This window comes from Pseudomonas putida (assembly GCF_026625125.1).
Lineage (GTDB): Bacteria > Pseudomonadota > Gammaproteobacteria > Pseudomonadales > Pseudomonadaceae > Aquipseudomonas > Aquipseudomonas putida_X.
The window spans coordinates 3030877-3048949 of record NZ_CP113097.1 but is presented as its reverse complement, the minus strand read 5'-3'; the positions used below and the strand labels follow the sequence as shown (position 1 = coordinate 3048949).

At 65.1% G+C, this 18073-nt stretch carries 13 protein-coding genes; 10 read left to right on the top strand and 3 right to left on the bottom strand.

All coding sequences use genetic code 11. The features are described 5' to 3' along the window. The first annotated feature begins 75 nt into the window (after positions 1-75). Both OSW16_RS14050 and aldA read left to right on the top strand, forming a co-directional pair. Positions 76-2256 carry a PQQ-dependent dehydrogenase, methanol/ethanol family gene (locus tag OSW16_RS14050; RefSeq protein WP_267816027.1) on the top strand — a complete coding sequence of 727 codons (2181 nt, stop codon included), beginning with the start codon at positions 76-78 and terminating at the stop codon, positions 2254-2256. 7 nt (positions 2257-2263) lie between these two features. Further along, positions 2264-3697 (top strand): aldehyde dehydrogenase, encoded by a 1434-nt coding sequence (gene aldA, locus OSW16_RS14045; protein ID WP_267816025.1) that lies wholly within the window; start codon positions 2264-2266, stop codon positions 3695-3697. Positions 3698-4085: 388 nt separating this feature from the next. On the opposite strand, the gene OSW16_RS14040 is transcribed toward aldA, so the two are convergent. From OSW16_RS14040 to OSW16_RS14030, 3 genes are all read right to left on the bottom strand, one after another. Then, a complete protein-coding gene (locus OSW16_RS14040) occupies positions 4086-5999 on the bottom strand; it encodes a sigma-54-dependent Fis family transcriptional regulator (RefSeq protein WP_267816023.1) in 1914 nt (637 codons plus the stop codon). A 93-nt stretch (positions 6000-6092) separates the two neighbouring features. Beyond that, complete coding sequence (locus OSW16_RS14035) at positions 6093-7613, bottom strand: apoptosis inducing factor family protein (RefSeq protein WP_267816021.1); 1521 nt, start codon at positions 7611-7613, stop codon at positions 6093-6095. Between the two features lie 159 nt (positions 7614-7772). After that, entirely contained in the window at positions 7773-9101 is a 1329-nt protein-coding gene (locus OSW16_RS14030) for an MFS transporter (RefSeq protein WP_267816019.1), read from the bottom strand. A 163-nt stretch (positions 9102-9264) separates the two neighbouring features. On the opposite strand from OSW16_RS14030, the gene OSW16_RS14025 reads away from it, so the two are divergent. The 8 genes from OSW16_RS14025 (at position 9265) to OSW16_RS13990 (ending at position 18065) form a co-directional block, all read left to right on the top strand. Further along, a complete protein-coding gene (locus tag OSW16_RS14025) occupies positions 9265-10362 on the top strand; it encodes a sugar diacid recognition domain-containing protein (protein WP_267816017.1) in 1098 nt (365 codons plus the stop codon). Positions 10363-10473: 111 nt separating this feature from the next. Further along, entirely contained in the window at positions 10474-11613 is a 1140-nt protein-coding gene (locus OSW16_RS14020) for a glycerate kinase (protein WP_267816015.1), read from the top strand. A 553-nt stretch (positions 11614-12166) separates the two neighbouring features. Beyond that, positions 12167-13291, top strand: a complete 1125-nt coding sequence (locus OSW16_RS14015) for an AMP-binding protein (RefSeq protein WP_267816013.1) — start codon at positions 12167-12169, stop codon at positions 13289-13291. Further along, entirely contained in the window at positions 13288-15003 is a 1716-nt protein-coding gene (locus OSW16_RS14010) for a prenyltransferase/squalene oxidase repeat-containing protein (RefSeq protein ID WP_267816011.1), read from the top strand. Before OSW16_RS14015 ends, OSW16_RS14010 begins: the two co-directional genes overlap by 4 nt. Positions 15004-15012: 9 nt before the next feature. Beyond that, positions 15013-15420, top strand: coding sequence for a hypothetical protein (locus OSW16_RS14005; RefSeq protein WP_241803458.1), 408 nt, complete (start codon positions 15013-15015; stop codon positions 15418-15420). Next, complete coding sequence (locus OSW16_RS14000; protein ID WP_267816008.1) at positions 15417-15701, top strand: acyl carrier protein; 285 nt, start codon at positions 15417-15419, stop codon at positions 15699-15701. The genes OSW16_RS14005 and OSW16_RS14000 overlap by 4 nt, the downstream gene beginning before the upstream one ends. After that, positions 15698-16693 (top strand): AMP-binding protein, encoded by a 996-nt coding sequence (locus tag OSW16_RS13995; RefSeq protein WP_267816006.1) that lies wholly within the window; start codon positions 15698-15700, stop codon positions 16691-16693. Before OSW16_RS14000 ends, OSW16_RS13995 begins: the two co-directional genes overlap by 4 nt. Next, entirely contained in the window at positions 16680-18065 is a 1386-nt protein-coding gene (locus OSW16_RS13990; protein ID WP_267816004.1) for an amidase family protein, read from the top strand. The genes OSW16_RS13995 and OSW16_RS13990 overlap by 14 nt, the downstream gene beginning before the upstream one ends. The last annotated feature ends 8 nt before the right edge of the window (positions 18066-18073 follow it).

Here is an 18073-nt window from a genome sequence, read left to right as displayed (position 1 = left end):
ATCAGTGGCACAGCCGTTGCTCTGTGTGTTACCGACGCCTGATGCGGTGTCCATAACAAGAACGGAGAACCGAGCATGAATCGAACAGGCCCACACCGTCGGCCTCTGCCGCACTTGCTGAGCTGCCTGGCCTTGAGCCTGGCGTGCAGCGCACCTGCTTTAGCCGCCGAAGTCGACGGCCAGCGCATCATCGACGCCGACAAGGAACCCGGCAACTGGATGAGCCACGGCCGAACCTATGACGAGCAGCGCTACAGCCCGCTCAAGGCGATCAACCAGGACAATGTCAACCAGCTCGGTCTTGCCTGGAGTTACAAGCTAGACCTTGACCGGGGTGTGGAAGCGACACCGATCGTGGTTGACGGGGTGATGTACACCACCGGGCCGTTCTCGGTGGTATATGCCCTGGACGCGCGCAATGGCGCGCTGCTGTGGAAGTACGACCCGCAGTCCGACCGCCACCGCGCCGGTGAAGCCTGCTGTGACGCGGTCAACCGCGGGGTGGCGGTGTGGCAGGGCAAGGTCTACGTTGGCGTGCTCGATGGCCGCCTGGAGGCGATCGATGCCAAGACCGGCAAGCGCGTGTGGTCGGTGGACACCCGCGATGACACCAAGCGCAGCTACACCATCACCGGGGCACCGCGGGTGGTCAATGGCAAGGTGATCATTGGCAATGGCGGCGCCGAATTCGGTGTGCGCGGGTACGTGACGGCGTACGACGCCGAAACCGGCAAACAGGCCTGGCGCTTCTTCACCGTACCGGGCGACCCCAAGCTGCCGCCCGAGAACAAAGCCATGGAAATCGCCAGCAAGACCTGGCACGGCGACGCTTATGTCGAGTGGGGCGGCGGCGGTACCGCCTGGGACTCGTTCGCCTACGACCCGGAACTCAACCTGTTGTATATCGGCGTGGGCAATGGCTCGATGTGGGACCCGAAATGGCGCAGCCAGGCCAAGGGCGACAACCTGTTCCTGTCCTCGATCGTCGCGGTCAACGCTGACACCGGCGAATACGCCTGGCACTACCAGACCACGCCAGGCGATGCCTGGGATTTCACCGCCACTCAGCACATGATCCTGGCCGAGCTGCCAATTGACGGCAAACCACGCAAAGTGCTGATGCAAGCCCCGAAAAACGGCTTCTTCTACGTCCTGGACCGTGCCACCGGCGAGCTGCTGTCGGCGAAGAACATCGTGCCGGTCAACTGGGCCAAGGGTATCGACATGAAAACCGGACGGCCGATCCTCGACGATGAGGCGGCCGCCTACTGGAAGGACGGCAAGCGCAAGCTGGTGACCCCAGCGTTCTGGGGCGCCCACGATTGGCACCCGATGTCCTACAACCCCGACACGGGCCTGGTGTACATCCCGGCGCATATCATGTCGGCCTACTACGAACACATCCCCGAGGCGCCCAAGCGCAACCCGTTCAAGAGCGTTTACCAGCTGGGCTTGCGTACCGGCATGATGCCCGAAGGCGCTGAAGGCCTGCTGGACATGGCCAAGAGCTGGTCGGGCAAGCTGATTGCCTGGGACCCGGTCAAGCAAGCGCCAGCGTGGGAAGTACCGTACATCACCATCTTCAACGGCGGCACTCTGAGCACTGGCGGCAACCTGGTGTTCGAAGGCAGCGCCGATGGCCGGGTGATCGCCTATGCCGCCGATTCAGGCAAAAAGCTCTGGGAGTCGCCCGCCGCCAGTGGCGTGATGGCAGCGCCGATCACCTATTCGGTGGACGGCGAGCAGTACGTGACGTTCATGGCCGGCTGGGGCGGGGCGTTCTCCACCTTTGCCGGGGCGCTGTCGCTGCGCGCCGGGGTGCAGCCGTTCGCTCAGGTGCTGACCTACAAGATCGGCGGTACCGCCAAGTTGCGCGAGCCGGCGCCACCGGCCGATGCACCGGAGCCGCCCGCGTTGAGCGCCGATGCGCAGACGGTCGCTGCCGGGGCAGCGCTGTATGACGGCAACTGCTCGCAGTGCCACGGCATTCACGCCGTCAGTGGCGGCGTGCTGCCCGACTTGCGCAAGCTCACTGCCGAAAAGCACCAGATGTTCCTTGGCATCCTCTATGGCGGCCGGGTACCCGATGGCATGCCTTCGTTCGCCGACAACCTCAACCCCGAGCAGGTCGAGCAGGTGCACCAGTACCTGATCAAGCGCGCCCATGACTTGAAGGCCGAAGGCGATGCGTGGCAGTGCTTCAGCGCCAAGCCCGTCGCCCAGCCGCCCCTGGCCGACAACACACCACAGGAGTGACACGAGCATGACTGACACGACCTACCAGAACTTCATCGACAACACGTTCGTGCCCAGCGAGGCGCTGATCGAGGTGTACAACCCGGCCAACGCTCAGTTGCTCGGCCGGGTGCCGGAAACCCCGGCTGAACAGGTGGAGCGCGCCATTGCCGCGGCGCGCAAGGCGCAAAAGGGCTGGGCGGCGAAGACAGCCATCGAACGGGCAGGCTACTTGCGCCAGATCGCCAACAAGGTGCGGGCCAATGCCGACCGCCTGGCGCGGATCATTACCCAAGAGGGCGGCAAGGTGCCGGCGTTGGCCCAGGTCGAGGTCAACTTTACCGCTGACTACCTGGACTACATGGCTGAATGGGCGCGGCGCCTGGAAGGCGAGGTACTGAGCAGCGACCGCGCCCACGAACACATCTTCCTGATGCGCAAGCCATTGGGCGTGGTGGCGGGGATTCTGCCGTGGAATTTCCCGTTCTTCCTCATCGCACGCAAGATGGCGCCGGCGCTGCTCACCGGCAGTACCATCGTGGTCAAGCCCAGTGAGGAAACGCCCATCAATTGCTACGCGTTCGCCCAGTTGGTGGCCGAGACAGACCTGCCTGCGGGGGTATTCAACGTGGTCGGTGGCAAAGGGGCGAGCGTTGGTCACGGCCTGTCGAGCCATGCCGGTGTCGACCTGGTGAGCTTCACCGGCAGTGTTGCGACTGGCGCGCGGATCATGGCTGCGGCGGCACCGAACATTACCAAGCTCAACCTCGAACTGGGCGGCAAGGCGCCGGCGATCGTGCTGGCTGATGCCGACCTGGAGCTGGCGGTGAAAGCCATCGTAGCCTCGCGCGTGATCAACACCGGCCAGGTCTGCAACTGTGCCGAACGCGTGTATGTGCAGCGCAAGGTGGCCGACGCCTTCGTCGACAAGGTAGGCCAAGCCATGGCGGCCACCCGTTATGGCGACCCCTCGCGCCAGGCCGACCTGGACATGGGGCCGTTGATCAACCAGGCCGGCCTCGACAAGGTGGCGCAGATGGTGCGCACGGCCGTAGGGCAGGGCGCCCAGGTGGTGACCGGGGGGCAGGTGGCCGACCTCGGCGCCGGGTTCCATTACCAGCCGACCGTGCTGGCCGGGTGTACGGCGGACATGGAGATCATGCGCAAGGAGGTTTTCGGACCGGTATTGCCGATCCAGGTGGTCGATGATCTGGACGAGGCGATTGCCTTGGCCAATGACAGCGAGTACGGGCTGACTTCGTCACTCTATACCCGTGACCTCAATGCCGCGCTGAAGGCCTGCCGCGAGATCGACTTTGGCGAGACCTACATCAACCGTGAGAACTTCGAAGCCATGCAGGGCTTCCACGCCGGTGCGCGCAAGTCTGGCATCGGCGGGGCGGATGGCAAGCACGGGTTGTATGAGTACACGCGTACGCAGGTGGTGTATATCCAGGGGTAAGTGATCACAGCATCTCCCTGTCGCCGGCCAGCTGAGTGGGGGCTGGCGACGGGCTGTAAAGCCGACCCAGATGCTCGCTGGTCTCATCGAGCGCGCCCGGGCTATCACAGCTGTGCTATGGGGGGCTGCTGCGCAACCCATCGCCGGCAAGCCGGCTCCCACCCCGACCGCGCTGTTCTTCAGACCTGGGCTTTACCTGTGGAAGCAACGGTCTTACCCATTTCTAAAACTCGGCGCAATCCAAGTGGGAGCCGGCAAGCCAGCTCACACCGAGACCGCGTAGTTCTTCAGGCCTGCGCTTTACCTGTGGAAGCAACGGTCTTACCCATTTCTAATACTCGGCGCAATCCAGGTGGGAGCCGGCTTGCCGGCGATTGGGCCGCACGGGTCACACCATCAGGTTCGGCTGCACGATCCCGTAGCGCTTCATCTTGCGGTACAGCGTCGAGCGCGAAATACCCAACGCCTGCGCCGCTGCACTCATGTTCCAGCGCTCACGCTTCAAAACGTCCAACAAGTGCTGCACCTCAAGGTCTTCCACCTGCTGCTCGAGCGCACCAGGCTGCGCCAGCGCAGGGCAGTCCAGCAGCTCCTGGGGCAAGTCGGCCAGCTCGATCACCCCGCCTTCGGCCAGCGCCACCGCCTGGCGCAATGCGTTGTGCAGTTGGCGCACATTCCCTGGCCACGCATGCTCCAGCAGGCAACGATGCGCCTCTGCGCTCAAACGCAAACGCGACCCCGCCGACACGCTACACAGCAGTGTATCGATCAGCTCGCGGCGGTCGCTGCGTTCACGCAGGGCCGGCAACCGCATGCGCATCCCGCACAGGCGATAGTAAAGGTCCTCGCGAAAGCGCTTCTCGCCAATCATGGCCTGCAGGTCCTGGTGGGTCGCCGATATCACCTGGATATCCAGCGGCACCGGCGTTTCGGCCCCCAGCGGTACCAGTTCACGTTCGGCCAGCACCCGCAGCAGCCGCGTTTGCAGGTGTGCGGGCATGTCACCGATCTCATCGAGGAACAGCGTGCCGCCATTGGCGTGCTCCAGCTTGCCTTTCATGCCTTTGCGGCTGGCACCCGTGAAACTGCCAGCGCGGTAGCCGAACAGTTCGCTTTCGATCAATGACTCGGGTATCGCGGCGCAATTGAGCGCCACGAACGGCTTGGCATGGCGCTGGCTGGCCTGGTGCAGGGCGCGGGCGAACGCCTCCTTGCCAGTACCGGTTTCGCCGTTGAGGAGGATGGCGATGTCCTTGTCCAACACCTTGCGCAGCCGGCGCACGCCTTGTTGCAGTTGCGCGTCCTGGCCGGCCAGCTGATCGAGGCCGGGGTGGCCAGCCCGCGCAGGCATCGGCGGTGCAGCCCGCAGCGGGCGGTAGCCTGCCGGGACGCGCAGGCCCACGTCCAGTAAAAGCGGTTGAGCCGGGCCGCGCAACTGGGTACCGCGCGCGCCGCCACGGGTGAGGTCAAGCAATTGGTCGATATCGGCGTGCAACAGCTGTTCGACAGGCGCCCCTAGTAACGTGCCGCCATACGCCAGGAAGGCTGCCCGATTGGCACCGATCACCCGGCCACCCTCATCCAGCGCCAGCAACTGCTCGGCCGCCAGGTCCGAGAACTCGTCACGCGGTTTCAGCGCCAGGGTCAGGCGGTCGCGGTAGCGTTCGCGGAAATGGCTGTTCTCGATCAGCCGGGCGTAGAGGGTCACCAGTTGCAAGGTCAGGTGCTGTGCTTGCTTGGGGCCATCGTTGTACAGGCAGGTGGCATTGAGGCAACCGAGCAATCGATTGTGGGCATCGAAGATCGGCGACACCGAGCAGCTCAGGCGCGCGTTGGCGGCCAGGAAGTGCTCTTGACGGTGGATGGTCAGGGCTTGGCCGCATGCCAGCGCGGTGCCGATGCCGTTGGTGCCGGCTACCGACTCGTCCCAGCGCGCGCCGACGATCAGCCCCGAGCGCGTATAGCGTTGCGGGTCGGGCGGCAAGCGGGCATCGAGGGTAATACCCTCGGCGTCGCTGAGCAGCACGGCGAAGCCTGCATCCACCACCCGCCGCGCCAGGCCGCTGACACCTTGGCTGGCGATGGCCAGGTAGGCCTCATGCTGGGCTTGGTGCAGGCGGATTTCGGTTGCACTGAGCATGTTGTCGACATGGCGCAATTCAGGGTCCAGGTGATGCTGGTTGATGCTGCGGTACCAGGACTCGGCGATAACAGGTTCTGGCATCAGGCCGCGTTCGGCGAAATGGCAATCGACGAACGCAGCCAGCTCACTGGCGGGGGGTGAGGCGGTGTGCGCGGCCATGGGCGCTCCACGAAATTCTTGTTATTGGAGGTGGGGAAAACCATAGCTGATTTTTGCAGGATCGGCAGCCAGGCTGGCGCGGGGCGAAAGCGTTCAACCGATCAACTCAAGCGCCTGCGCCAGGCTCAGTGACCGCTTCATGCGCTGCGACAACTGCGCCATGGCATCAGAATAGCCCCTGGCGATCACCGCTTGCACCTGCTCACCTGCACATTGCAAGGCAATGAAGTCGCCTTGTTCCGGCTGCCCGACAAATTCGATGCGGTCCCAGTCGCGCGCATGCCCCAGTACTTCATAAGTGAGCCCATGCTGATAGGTCCAGAAGAACGGTACGTCGGCATACCGGCGCTGCTCGCCCAGCATGTTGGCAGCCGCGATGACACCGTGTTGTTGAGCCAGGCGCCAATGCTCGATGCGCACCGGGCGGCCGGTGAGGGGGAAGGTCGCGATATCGCCGGCAACCCATAGCCGATCGGCGGCCTGCAAGTGGGCGTCCGCTGAAATGGACCGGTCTTCGGCCAATTGCACGCCCTGCACGAAGGCAGTGGCCGGGGTGACGCCGGTACCGAGCAAGGCCAGTGACGTGTCGAGGGTCTCACCGTTGCTCAGCTGCACGGCTTCGACGTGCTGCGTACCGACGAAGCGTTCGACCTCGGTCGGGCCATGAAACACCACGCCCTTGCCCTCATGCAGCGCGCGAATGGAGCGGCCGATGCGCTCCCCCAACGGCGTGCGTAACGGAACTTCGTGGCGGGTGACCACGTGGACCTGTGCGCCGTATGCGCACAGTGCCGATGCGGCCTCCAGGCCGATGAAACCGTCACCGACGATCACCACGGGCTGGCCGGGTTCGGCGGCATCGAGCAGGCGCGCTGCATCTTCGCGCGAGCGCAGCGTCAGGATGCCCGCCAGGCCTGCACCGGGCAGGTCTGGGCGTTGCGGTTTGCCGCCGGTGGCCAGCAAGGCTGCGTCATAATCGATGCGTTGGCCGTCAGCGAGGATGATCTGGCGCTTTTTGGCATCCAGCAGGCGCACCTTGGCCGAGCGCCGCTCCAGTTGGCCGGTGCGCAACTGGTCAGCTTCAAGCAGCGCCGGTACCTCGTCCGGCGGCATTTCGCCGGCAATCACGAATTTGCTCAGCGCAGTCCGGTCATACGCCGGTTGCCGTTCCTGGTCGAGCCACACCAGGCGCCCGCCGAACCCATGGGCCAGCAGCGTGGCAACTGCCGCCGAGCCTGCGGCTCCGGCGCCGATGACGACGAAGCAGCGCGCATCGCTGTGGCGCGGTGGCTCGGGTTGCGGCAGAGGCTGGTCATCGACCCAGACATCGCCATCCTTGACCCAGGCGCGGTAGCGGCGCAGGTCTGCCAACGCCGGGGGCTCGCAGACCACACCCTCGTCGATGGCGAAAGCAGCCTTGTGCCAGGGGCAGACCAGCAGGCCGTCGCACACCACGCCTTCATCCAGCGGCGCTCCGGCGTGCGGGCAATTGGCCTGAAAGGCGCGGACCTGCCCGGCACTGCGGATCAGGATCACTTCTTCGCTGCCGGCCTGTACCCGCAGGGGGCGTTTCGGGTCCAGCTGGTCAAAGCGGGCCACGGCGTGGTCGGTCATGGGAGTCTCCAAAGGGGGCCTTTGGAATCATTTGACGCCTCGGACGGGAGGGTGATGCGTTGACCTGACGACCGGAAACGCCGAGTCGCTTCCCGGCGAAACATGCCCGATGTGGCAGCCGCCTTGCCGTCAACGGGGCCGCAGAGCGGCCCCACGCACTCAATGGGCCCGGGCCGCCGCCAGGGCACTGGCGCGCGTCACCCGCAGCGCCACGAGGCTCCCCAGCACGATCAGTGCTGCCAGTGAATACAAAGCGGCGTCGGTCGAACCGGTCTGGTCCTTGATGAAGCCAACCCAGTACGGGCTGAGGAACCCGGCCATCTGCCCCACCGAGTTGATGATCGCCAGGCCCGCGACCGCGGCACTGGCGCTGAGCAGTGCGGTGGGCATCGGCCAGAACATCGGCAGGCCGGTGAGGGCCCCCATGGTGGCGATCGACAGGCCCAGGATGGCGATGGCCGGTGTGGCGGCAAAGTTGACCGCAATCAGCAAACCGCCAGCGCCCATCAGCATCGGCACCACCAGGTGCCAGCGGCGTTCGTTGCGCAGGTCCGCCGAGCGGCCACAGAGGATCATGAACACACCCGCCAGCAGGTACGGAATGGCGCTCAGCCAGCCGATCAGCAGCGGGTTGTCGAAGCCCATGTTCTTGATGATCGACGGCAGCCAGAAGTTGATCGCGTAGACACCGCTCTGAATGCAGAAATAAACGAAGCCGAAGGTCCAGATCAATGGGTTGGTCAGCACGGCGAGCACACCGTCACCCTTGGCGACGGGTTTGCTGGCGGCATCTGCCTTCAAATCGGCCTCGATCAGCTGGCGTTCGGCGGGGCTCAGCCAGGCGGCTTTGTGGTAACCATCGCTGAGCATGCCAATGGCCAGGAAACCCAGCGCCACGGTTGGCAGGCCCTGTATCAGGAACATCCACTGCCAGCCTGCCAGGCCATGCTGGCCCGTGGCGAAGTGTTCGAGGATCCAGCCGGAGAAAGGCCCGCCGAGCAGGCCCGATACAGGGATCGCCGACATGAACAAAGCCATGATCCGGCCACGGCGGTCTGCCGGGAACCAGCGCGAGAGGTACAGCACCACACCCGGAAAGAAGCCTGCTTCAGCAGCGCCGGTCAGCAAGCGCAGGGTGTAGAACTCGGTTGGGGTGGTGACGAACAGCAGGCAGGTCGAGAGACTGCCCCAGGCGATCATCATCGCCGCAATCCAGCGCCGCGGGCCGAAGCGGTTGAGCGCCAGGTTGCTTGGCAGGCCACAGAGCACATAGCCGATGAAGAAGATCCCGGCACCCAAGCCGTAGACGGTTTCGCTGAATTTGAGCGCATCGAGCATTTGCAGCTTGGCGAAGCCGACATTGACGCGGTCGAGGTAGTTGAACAGGTAGCAGATGAAAATGAACGGAATCAGCCGCAGGGTGATGCGCCGGTAAAGCGCGTTGCGGGTGATGTCTGTGCCTTGGTCAGGGGCAGGGCTGTGTGCCATGATCGGGTTCTCTATTGTTATGGTTGTCGCCGCGTCGCCTGTGCCGGCGCTCGCCCTGATGAGTCTCGGGCAGTGCGACGCAGCTGTCTTTGTGCTTTTGCACAGCCATCTGGGCAAGACGCTGTGCTCGCGAACAAAGCCTAACACCCTCAAGGATCATCGAATGTTCGAACTGGACCATGACCTGGCGCAGGATATTGTCGATCGGGCAATGGCCATTCTGCCGTGCAATGTCAATGTCATGGACAGCCAGGGGCTGATCCTGGGCAGTGGCGAACCGGAGCGCATCAATACCCGCCACGAGGGCGCGCAACTGGTACTGGCCAACGGCCGGATCGTTGAGCTCGATGCAGAGGCCGCCAAGTGCCTCAAAGGTGTTCAACCGGGGGTGAACCTGCCGCTGATGCTCGATGGGCGGCTGATCGGGGTGCTGGGGCTGACGGGTGAGCCGCAGCAGCTGCGCACCTACGGCGAACTGGTGCGCATGACCGCCGAAATGCTCTTGGCTCAGCGCCACTTGCAGGTTGAACAGCAATGGCGGCGCCAGCGGTGTGACGACCTGCTGGCGTTGCTACTCGGTGGCACCGGCGACTCGCCGCGGCTGCTGGACGAAGCGCAGCAATTGGGCCTGAAACCGCAATTGCCACGGGTGCCGTGCTTGTTCGAACTGAGCGCCGGCCCGGCGGCCGAGGCCTTGGCCGCCTGGTTGATGAACCGTTACCCGGACAGTTGGTGCGTGAGCCCGGCGCGCGATTCCTTGCTATGGTGCCGCCCGGCCGGTGTCGTGCTGGACGATCAGCGCCTGTTCGAGCGCGTGCAGCGCAGCGGCTGGCAGATCGAGCGCCTGGCGCTGGGCAGCCCGGCGCAGAGCCTTGAGCAGTTGCGCCGCGGTTACCGGCGGGTCCGTGACCTGCTCGCCTATGGCCGCGAAGTGTTGCCGGGCGAGCGCCTGTTGAGCCTTGCGCGTTACCGTCTGCCGGCTTTGCTGTGGCGCCATCGCAATGAAGATGCGCTGGATGAGCTGCTTGAGCCGCTGCGCCGCATTGGCGCCAAGGATGCCAGCGGGCAATTGCTCGCCACCTTGCGCGCGTGGTGTGCGCATGATGGCCAGAGCCAAGCCTGCGCCGATGCCCTTGGCATCCACCGCAACAGCCTGCGCTACCGCCTGGAACGCATTGCCGAGCTGGGCGAGGTCGACCCGCTGCGTCTGGAAGGCATGTTGAGCCTGTACCTGGGGTTGCAGCTGTTGCCAGCGGCTTGAGCGGGGCAGAAAGGCATTTGCCCAAACAAGCTACCGGCCATTTGTGCATCCGACCGAGGCCCGCACGCCAGACAACTGTCAGCATGCGGCTATCTGGACAGGAGAATCACCATGAAAATCGTCATCGCCCCCGACTCGTTCAAGGACAGCCTCGATGCTGCCGGTGTCGCCCGTGCCATTGCCGCCGGCTTGGCCGAAGCGCTGCCGACCGCCGAGTTGCTCGAGTGCCCCATGGCCGATGGTGGCGAAGGCACCATGCAGGCGATTGTCGCTGCCAGCCACGGCGATCTGCGCCGGCAAACCGTTCGCGGGCCACTGGGCCAGCGCGTGCAGGCCACCTGGGGCTGGCTGGCCGACAGCCGCACGGCAATCATCGAGATGGCCCAGGCCAGTGGTATCCAGCTGCTGCCGAGTGCGCAGCGCGATGCCTGCCGCAGCTGCACCTGGGGTACCGGCGAGCTGATCGACGCCGCACTCAGCGCAGGGGCACAGCGCATCGTCCTGGCGATTGGTGGCAGTGCGACCAACGATGGCGGCAGCGGCATGCTGCGGGCCTTGGGCCTGCGCTTGCTGGACGCCGACGGCCAGCCACTGGCAGACGGCGGCCTGGCCCTGGCCGGGCTGGCACGCATCGATGCCAGTGGCTTTGACCCACGCCTGGCGCAGGTTCAGGTCGACGTGGCGGCCGACGTCGACAACCCCCTGTGCGGGCCCAATGGTGCTTCGGCGATCTTCGGGCCACAAAAGGGCGCCAGCCCCGAGCAGGTCCAGGCCCTGGACAAAGCGCTGAGCCACTTTGCCGACCATTGTGCGCAGCTGCTGGGCCAAGACGTGAGAGCACTGCCAGGGTGTGGCGCGGCCGGCGGCATGGGCTTCGCTGCCAAGGCCTTCATGCAGGCGCAGTTCCGCCCTGGCGTGGAAGTGGTCGCGGAGCTGGCCGGCCTCGATGCGCTGGTACAAGGCGCCGACCTTGTGATCACAGGTGAGGGCCGCTTCGATGCCCAGACCCTGCGGGGCAAGACCCCGATGGGCGTGGCCCGGGTCGCTAAGCGCCACGGGGTGCCCGTGGTGGTGCTGGCGGGCACGTTGGGCGACGGCTATCAGCAGTTGTATGCGCATGGCATCGATGCGGCCTTTGCCCTGGCCAGCGGGCCGATGACCCTGGAGCAGGCGTGCGCCGACGCCGCGCACTTGTTGCAGGCCCGGGCAAACGATATCGCGCGGGTATGGCGGTGCGCCCAAGGGCGTTGAAGCCTCTGCGGCAAATATGGCGATGCGCCGCGTGGGCGGCGCACGATCGCAAAGATGCTGATAAAGCCCGTGGCATGCCCTAAATACCTCACCTGCTCGACAGCCTGCCTGGCTGCGTGGCGATAGTGCTGCAGCCGGACACCCTTTGGGAAATACCAAAAACATCTTTATCTGATATCCCGCCGGATCCACGGCGCGATGAGGGAAATGCGTTCAGAAAAAGCGCACTTAATGATCAGGTTTTACCTGCTGAAGTTGCTGAATAATACCCCGCACCTATCACCGACGGTTTCAAATAAGTATTTTACTTGAGCCGGACGCTCGCCAATTCTCTGCGCTGTTCATTCGAGAGGGCGAGTCGATGTTAGTTCATAGGGACCAGGATTACGGCGTGCTGCAGGCCGCGGAACGCGAGCTTCAGCTGCAAGCGGGGCAGGTGCCCGACGCCGCATTTTATGAACGCAAGTTGCAAGCAGTTTGGACGCGAGCACAACACAGCGCCCATTACGCAAACATAGGTCCTTACAGTGCAACGGCCTTCCAGCAGTTGCCCGTGACTGCCAAGGCATTGCTCAAAGACCAACCGCTCAAGTTCTGCACCGTAGAACTCGGTGAGGCGGCCAAGTATTACGCGACCACCGGCACCACTGGCGAGCCGACACCAACCCCGCGTGTGAAAGAAGACATCATCTGGAACGCCGTCAGCGTCGCCAGCCATTGGCGGACAGTGCTGCGCCCGGGTGCTCGGGTGGCCAACCTGATGCCATCGGACATCGTGCCGGTAGGTGACCTGATCGCCAATGTCTGCGAGTACCTGGACGTTTCCCACGTGCGCCTCTATCCCTTCACCACCGGGATTACCGACTGGGAACGTGTGTGCAAGACCTTCGACACCTATCGGCCTACGGTGCTGTTCATCGCGCCGGGTGTGTTGGTGCAACTGACCCGCTACCTGAAACAGCGCGAAATGCTGCACAGCTTCGCCGGGTCGGTGCGCTCGATCATGTTGCTTGGCGAGGTCAACACCCAGCCGTTCCGTGAACGCCTGGCGCGTTGGTGGCAATGCGATGTGTTCGATGCCAGCTACGGCAGTACCGAAACAGGCACCCTGGCCGCAGTGGGCGAAGACCTGCAGATGCGCCTGGCCACGGCGAGCAATCATTTCGAACTGCTGTTGCCCGACGGCAACCTGGTGACCCCGGCCGAGGGTCTCACGGGCCGCCTCGTAGTTACGCCGCTGAACCTCTATGCACGGCCGCTGTTGCGTCTGGACACCGGTGACAGCGTGACCATCACCTCGCCTTGGGCGCCAGGCCGGATCAGCCCGACACTGCAGGTCAACGGGCGTGACAGCGACAGCGTCCGGGTGGCGGGGGTAGGCCTTGAAATCCGCGCGGTCGAGGAGGTGGTCTACGGCAGTTGCGATGCCACCGGGTATGTCATCGAAGTGGACCGCCAGGCTGACAGCGCCGCGCTGATTCTCGAGCGTGACGTGGTCTGGGACACCAGCCAGGAAGCGCGCCTGCAAGCGCATTTGCTGGAGCGCTCCGAGCAGCACATGGGGCTGCGCTGGAGCCGTGTACTGTTCGTCAACAACCTGTCGGCGCTGAACAAGAGTGGCGGGTCGCAAAAGAGCTGGAAGAAAACCAACCTGCGCTTCGTCGGTGGCCAGCAATGACGCCGCCACGCTTCCCTGCGGGGCAGGGCCTGGGCAACGGCCAGGCGGATTTGTGGTGCACCTATGCGGCCATACGCAGCCTGGCCTGGGTCGAGCGCCTTGAGCAAGCCGATGCACCGGTATTGCAGGCCTACATTCTGTCTCGGCGTAACCGCGATGGCGGCTTTGCCTGGAGCAAGGGGATGCCGTCCGATGCCTGGGCCACGTTTTACTGCACCGAAACCTTGCACGACCTGGGCGTTGCGGTTGAAAAGAGCGACGAGACAGCGGCCTGGATCACTACCCTGTTCGACGGAAACGCCTATGCCATGTGCCCGGGCCAGACGGCGGACGTGTGGGCCAGCCACTACGCGCTGCGCACCCTGATCGAAGTGTGCCAGGGCCAGGTAGCGGACCCCGCGCCCCTGTATGAATGGCTCGAAGGGTTGCAGTGTGCCAATGGTGGCCTGAGCTGGTCGGCGGATTTCGCCCGACGCAACCTCGCCGACACCCGTGCCTGTTTCTACGGCGTGATGGCTGCGCGAGCGTTGGCGCGCCAAGGCTTGCCGGCGCCGCAATGGGACCTGCCACGTTTGATCGGCTGGCTGCAGGCGCAGCAGCTGGATTGTGGCGGCTTTCGCTTCAGCGAAGCGGCGGCTGTGCCGTGCCTGTGGGCGACGTATCGCGCCACCGCCAGCCTTGCTGCATTGCAGGCGCAACCGCTGGGCCGTCAGCGCTGCGCCGAGTGGATCGATGCCTTGCGCGGCCCGACCGGTGCGTTCGTACGCTGGGCCGGTTATGACGGTGAGGACGTCTGGGCGGCATTCTGCGCAGTGGGTTCACTCAAGGCACTGGGCGAGCCGGTGGCGCACCTGGCCGATGACGTGGCTGCATTCATCGCCACGTTGTGCATGCCCCAAGGCGGTTATTCGTATCGCCGCGCCGACACCGCCGCCGACGTGCTGACCACTGCGGCGGCTGTGCTGGGCGATCGCCTGGCCCCGCAGCAGCGCGATGCAGCCCTGCGCTGGATCGAAGGCTGCCAGATGCCCAACGAAGCCGGGATCATGTACATGCCAGGCCGTGGTGCCGAGGTGCGGTGCACCAACTGGGGCCTTGCAGCGGGCGCCTTCAGTGGCCAGCCCGGGCCTCGCCAGGCGATCGGCCGCTGGCTGGCCTCGCTGCAGAACCCTGACGGCGGCTTCGGGTTCTGGGAGGGGCGCGGCTCGGACATGGTGTCCACCGCATCGGCCGTGTCGATCGTGCGGCAGTTGGGCGATGACAACGGCGTGGACCTCGCGGCCATCGAACGCTTCGTCGGCAGCTGCCGGCAAGCCCATGGCTACGCATCGTTCCCCCGGGGCGAAGTGTCACTGCGCGCCGGTTTGCAGGCCCTGGCCTGCCTGGCCCACACCGGCAACGACGTCACTGAGGCTGCCGCCGCGTTACTGGCTGCGCACAAAGTGCGCCAGGGGGGCTTCGCCAACCAGGGGCAGCGCATACCTGACCTGCTCAGTACCTACCAGGCGGTGGCACTGGCTGCCGAACTGGGCCTGCCGGTGGACCTTGCCCACCTGCGCTTTTTCCTCGACAAGGTGCACGGCGACGCCGGCCACGCCTGGTCGCCCTTGTTCCTGCAAGGGGTGGACGCGCTGTCCATTTGCCTGGGCCGCCTGCTCGACGCCTTTGCCCAAGGCCTGCGCCAACAGCTGCCCAGCTTGCAGTTGTCGTAAGGAGCCGCCATGCCCACCCTCACTGTTAGCTGTGCACCGCTGCAACCCTTGGAGCGCAAGCGCCTGGCACTGGCCTTTACCCGCCAGCTCAAGCAACTGGGCGCTGACACTGCGCATTGCATGGTGTTCTTCAACCCATTACCTGAGGCCAGTGTGTTCAGTGCCGGCATGCCGATGCCGGTTGCCGACCGCGACGGCGCACCGGCGCAGTTCCATGTGCGCATCACCTTGTCGCAGGCCCGCGATCGTCACGCCCACCAGGCGCTGGCTGAAGGCCTGCACGGCTGCCTGCGCACGCAGTACCCCAAAGCCTTCATTTACCTGCACTTCGATCCGATCCTGCCCGAGCACGTGTTCTTCAGTGCCGGAGCGGAATTGACCAACGCTGCCCACCAACAAGGAAAGACCGGCTCGTGAACGACCTAAGCATTGAACAGCGTATCCGCCAAACCCTCGGCCAGTTGCTTGGCGAGCACGTCGACGCGATCGACAAGCGCGACAGCTTTCGTGACTTTCTTGGTGAACGCTTCGACAGCCTCATGGCTGTTGAAGTGATCACCGCCATCGAAGGCTGCTTCGACATCGAAGTGGACTACCTCAGCGACGATGTGCGCTTCTGGTTCGAAACCCTGGAAAAGATGGAACGCTTCGTCGGGCAAAAACTGGAAGATCAGCTGACCCTGCAGGCCGCCAAGTGAACGCCGAGCATCTGTTCACCACCTCCGGCTCAACGGGTACGCCCCGGCAATGGCTGCGCAGCCAGGCGCAGATGGCCTGCGAAGCGGCCCTGATCCTCGGCCGCTGGGCGCCTGATGCACGGGAGATTTTCTCGTTCGCGCCCGCCTGCCACAGCTACGGCATGATCCTTGGCGAGGTCGGTGCGCGGGTTCTGCATGCGCGGTTGCACGCCTGTTCGCTGGAGCAGCAGCGCCTGCCAGCGCTCGAGGGCGACGGGCCGTGCGTGATTCTGGCCATTGCCAGTACCTGGCGCGTGCTGCCGGCGCTGCTGGCCCGGCTGAGCACCCGGCGTCAGGTACTGGTGGTGCACAGCGCCTCGCTGCTGCCCGCCGGTGCCATGGCCACGGTGCAGCGCCATGCCGGGCCTCAGGTACGTTTCATCGAGCTGCTCGGTTCCACCGAAACCGGGGCCATGGCTTACCGCGAGCTGGATGCGCACAGTGACGCAGAGCAGCCCTGGACGCTGCTGGACGATGTGACACTGCTCAGCCCCCCTGGCCAGCCCTGTGCGCTGAACGTGGCCAGCCCGCGCATCGCCCGCCAACCGGGCCAGGCACGCGCTGCCGCGACGCACCGTTGCGATGACCTGGTACGGGTGCTGGACGCACAGCGCTTCCAATGGTTGGGGCGGGCCAGCAGCCTGATCAAGGTCAATGGCCTGCGCGTCGATCTGGCCCGCTTGGCCAGTGATCTCGCCCAGCGCCTGGACTGCCCGACGCTGGCCTGCGTTGCCGTGGCCGATGCGTTGCGCGGCGAAGCGTTCGAGGTGCTGTACAGCGGCGAGACCCTCACCGAGCACGCGGTGCGGGAGGCTTTGCGCCAATTACCGCCGGGCCATCCATGGCCGGTTGCGGTACGCCGTGTCACCGACCTGCCTTTGTCCGCCACCGGCAAGCCTCTGCCGTGGGCGGCTTCTACCTCAGTCAAGGAATGCACCCATGAACCACGTTGACACCCAAGACGCCATCGCCCACTACCTGAGCAACTGCGGCGCCGACGCCACCCGCGGACGTGAGCAGCCCGAATACCTGGGATTGAGCCTGCGCAAACGCCACGAATTGCTGCAGCGCAACCCCGAGCTTGCCGCGGACTGGGCGCAGCAGTACGCACACTGGAGCGTGCATGCCGACAGCCACTACCGTTGCCTGACTAGCACCCGCGAGGTCGAGGCGCCGTGGTACCGCCTTGGGGTGAAGGACACCGTCGATGTGCAAGGCTTGCCGACCCGCCTGGGCCTGCGCAGCTACCGCCACTACCCCCAGCGCAGCGCCGAGGCGCTGGCTTTTCTCGACCCGCGCATTGCCCTGACCTGCAAGGTCGCCACTACCGAGCTGAACATTGCCTTTGGCGCAGGCTGCCGCAACCCGCGCTTCCCGAGCATCGATCCGTCTGGCTCCAGCACCGGTTCGGCCGTGTCGGTGGCAGCGGGGCTGTGCGATATCTCCTTGGGCACCGATGTGCTCGGCTCGGTACGCTGGCCGGCCTCGCACTGCGGCATGGTCGGCCTGCGCATGACCCAGAAGCCGGAGAGCCTGGCCGGCGTGTTTCCGCTGTCACCGCGTATGGACGCGCTGGGGTGGGTGGCCCGCAGCGCCGACGATCTTGGCCTGCTGTTCCCGTTGCTGGGGCTGGAGCCGCTGCTCGGCGAGCAACAGCCACTCAAAGAGCGCTATCGGGTCGCCATGCTGGAGCATGCGCTGGACCCGGCGCTGACCAGCGCGGCCATGCTCGACATGCTGGGCCAGGCGCGCAACGCGCTGGCAGACCTGGGCATGACGCCCGGTGAGGTTGCCATGCCGGACCTGTGGGCCTGCCGTGGCGACGCCTGGCAGCTGTGCGCCCGCGATGCGTGGCTGGCCTCGGCTGCCTGGGCACGGCGCTTCGACTGCGAGCTGCACTGGTCCACGCTCAGCGCCCTGAAGGTGGGTGAGGGCGTGAGCGATGCTGACTATCGGCGCATCCACCAGCGCATGGACAACGTCCGCGCCGGTATCGACGCCTGGTTCAACGAGGCCCAAGTGGACTTCGTGGTATTCCCCATGGACCCAAACCGACCCTTCGACCGGCGCAACCCGCAGCCAGGCGACTCGACCATCCCTTCGCCCGCGGACGAAGGCTATGAGCAGAAAATCAGCTTCACTCCGCTGGCCAGTTTCAGCGGCCTGCCGGCCATTACCGTGCCGATCTGCCTGAGTGCCGACGGCAAGGCACCGCTGGCCGTGCAGATCATGGGCCGGCGTGACAGCGAGCGCCAGTTGCTGGATGTCGCCAAGCGCCTGCAGGCCCTGACCGGCCTGCTGCCAACCCGTCGTCTTCACGTGTAAGGAGCACA

Bases quoted from the DNA above. Each gene is read 5' to 3' on its own strand.
- OSW16_RS14010 (WP_267816011.1), top strand. From the start codon at position 13,288: ATGACGCCGCCACGCTTCCCTGCGGGGCAGGGCCTGGGCAACGGCCAG.
- OSW16_RS14005 (WP_241803458.1), top strand. From the start codon at position 15,013: ATGCCCACCCTCACTGTTAGCTGTGCACCGCTGCAACCCTTGGAGCGC.
- OSW16_RS14040 (WP_267816023.1), bottom strand. From the start codon at position 5,999: ATGGCCGCGCACACCGCCTCACCCCCCGCCAGTGAGCTGGCTGCGTTC.
- OSW16_RS14030 (WP_267816019.1), bottom strand. From the start codon at position 9,101: ATGGCACACAGCCCTGCCCCTGACCAAGGCACAGACATCACCCGCAAC.
- OSW16_RS14020 (WP_267816015.1), top strand. From the start codon at position 10,474: ATGAAAATCGTCATCGCCCCCGACTCGTTCAAGGACAGCCTCGATGCT.
- aldA (WP_267816025.1), top strand. From the start codon at position 2,264: ATGACTGACACGACCTACCAGAACTTCATCGACAACACGTTCGTGCCC.
- OSW16_RS14025 (WP_267816017.1), top strand. From the start codon at position 9,265: ATGTTCGAACTGGACCATGACCTGGCGCAGGATATTGTCGATCGGGCA.
- OSW16_RS14035 (WP_267816021.1), bottom strand. From the start codon at position 7,613: ATGACCGACCACGCCGTGGCCCGCTTTGACCAGCTGGACCCGAAACGC.
- OSW16_RS13990 (WP_267816004.1), top strand. From the start codon at position 16,680: ATGAACCACGTTGACACCCAAGACGCCATCGCCCACTACCTGAGCAAC.
- OSW16_RS14050 (WP_267816027.1), top strand. From the start codon at position 76: ATGAATCGAACAGGCCCACACCGTCGGCCTCTGCCGCACTTGCTGAGC.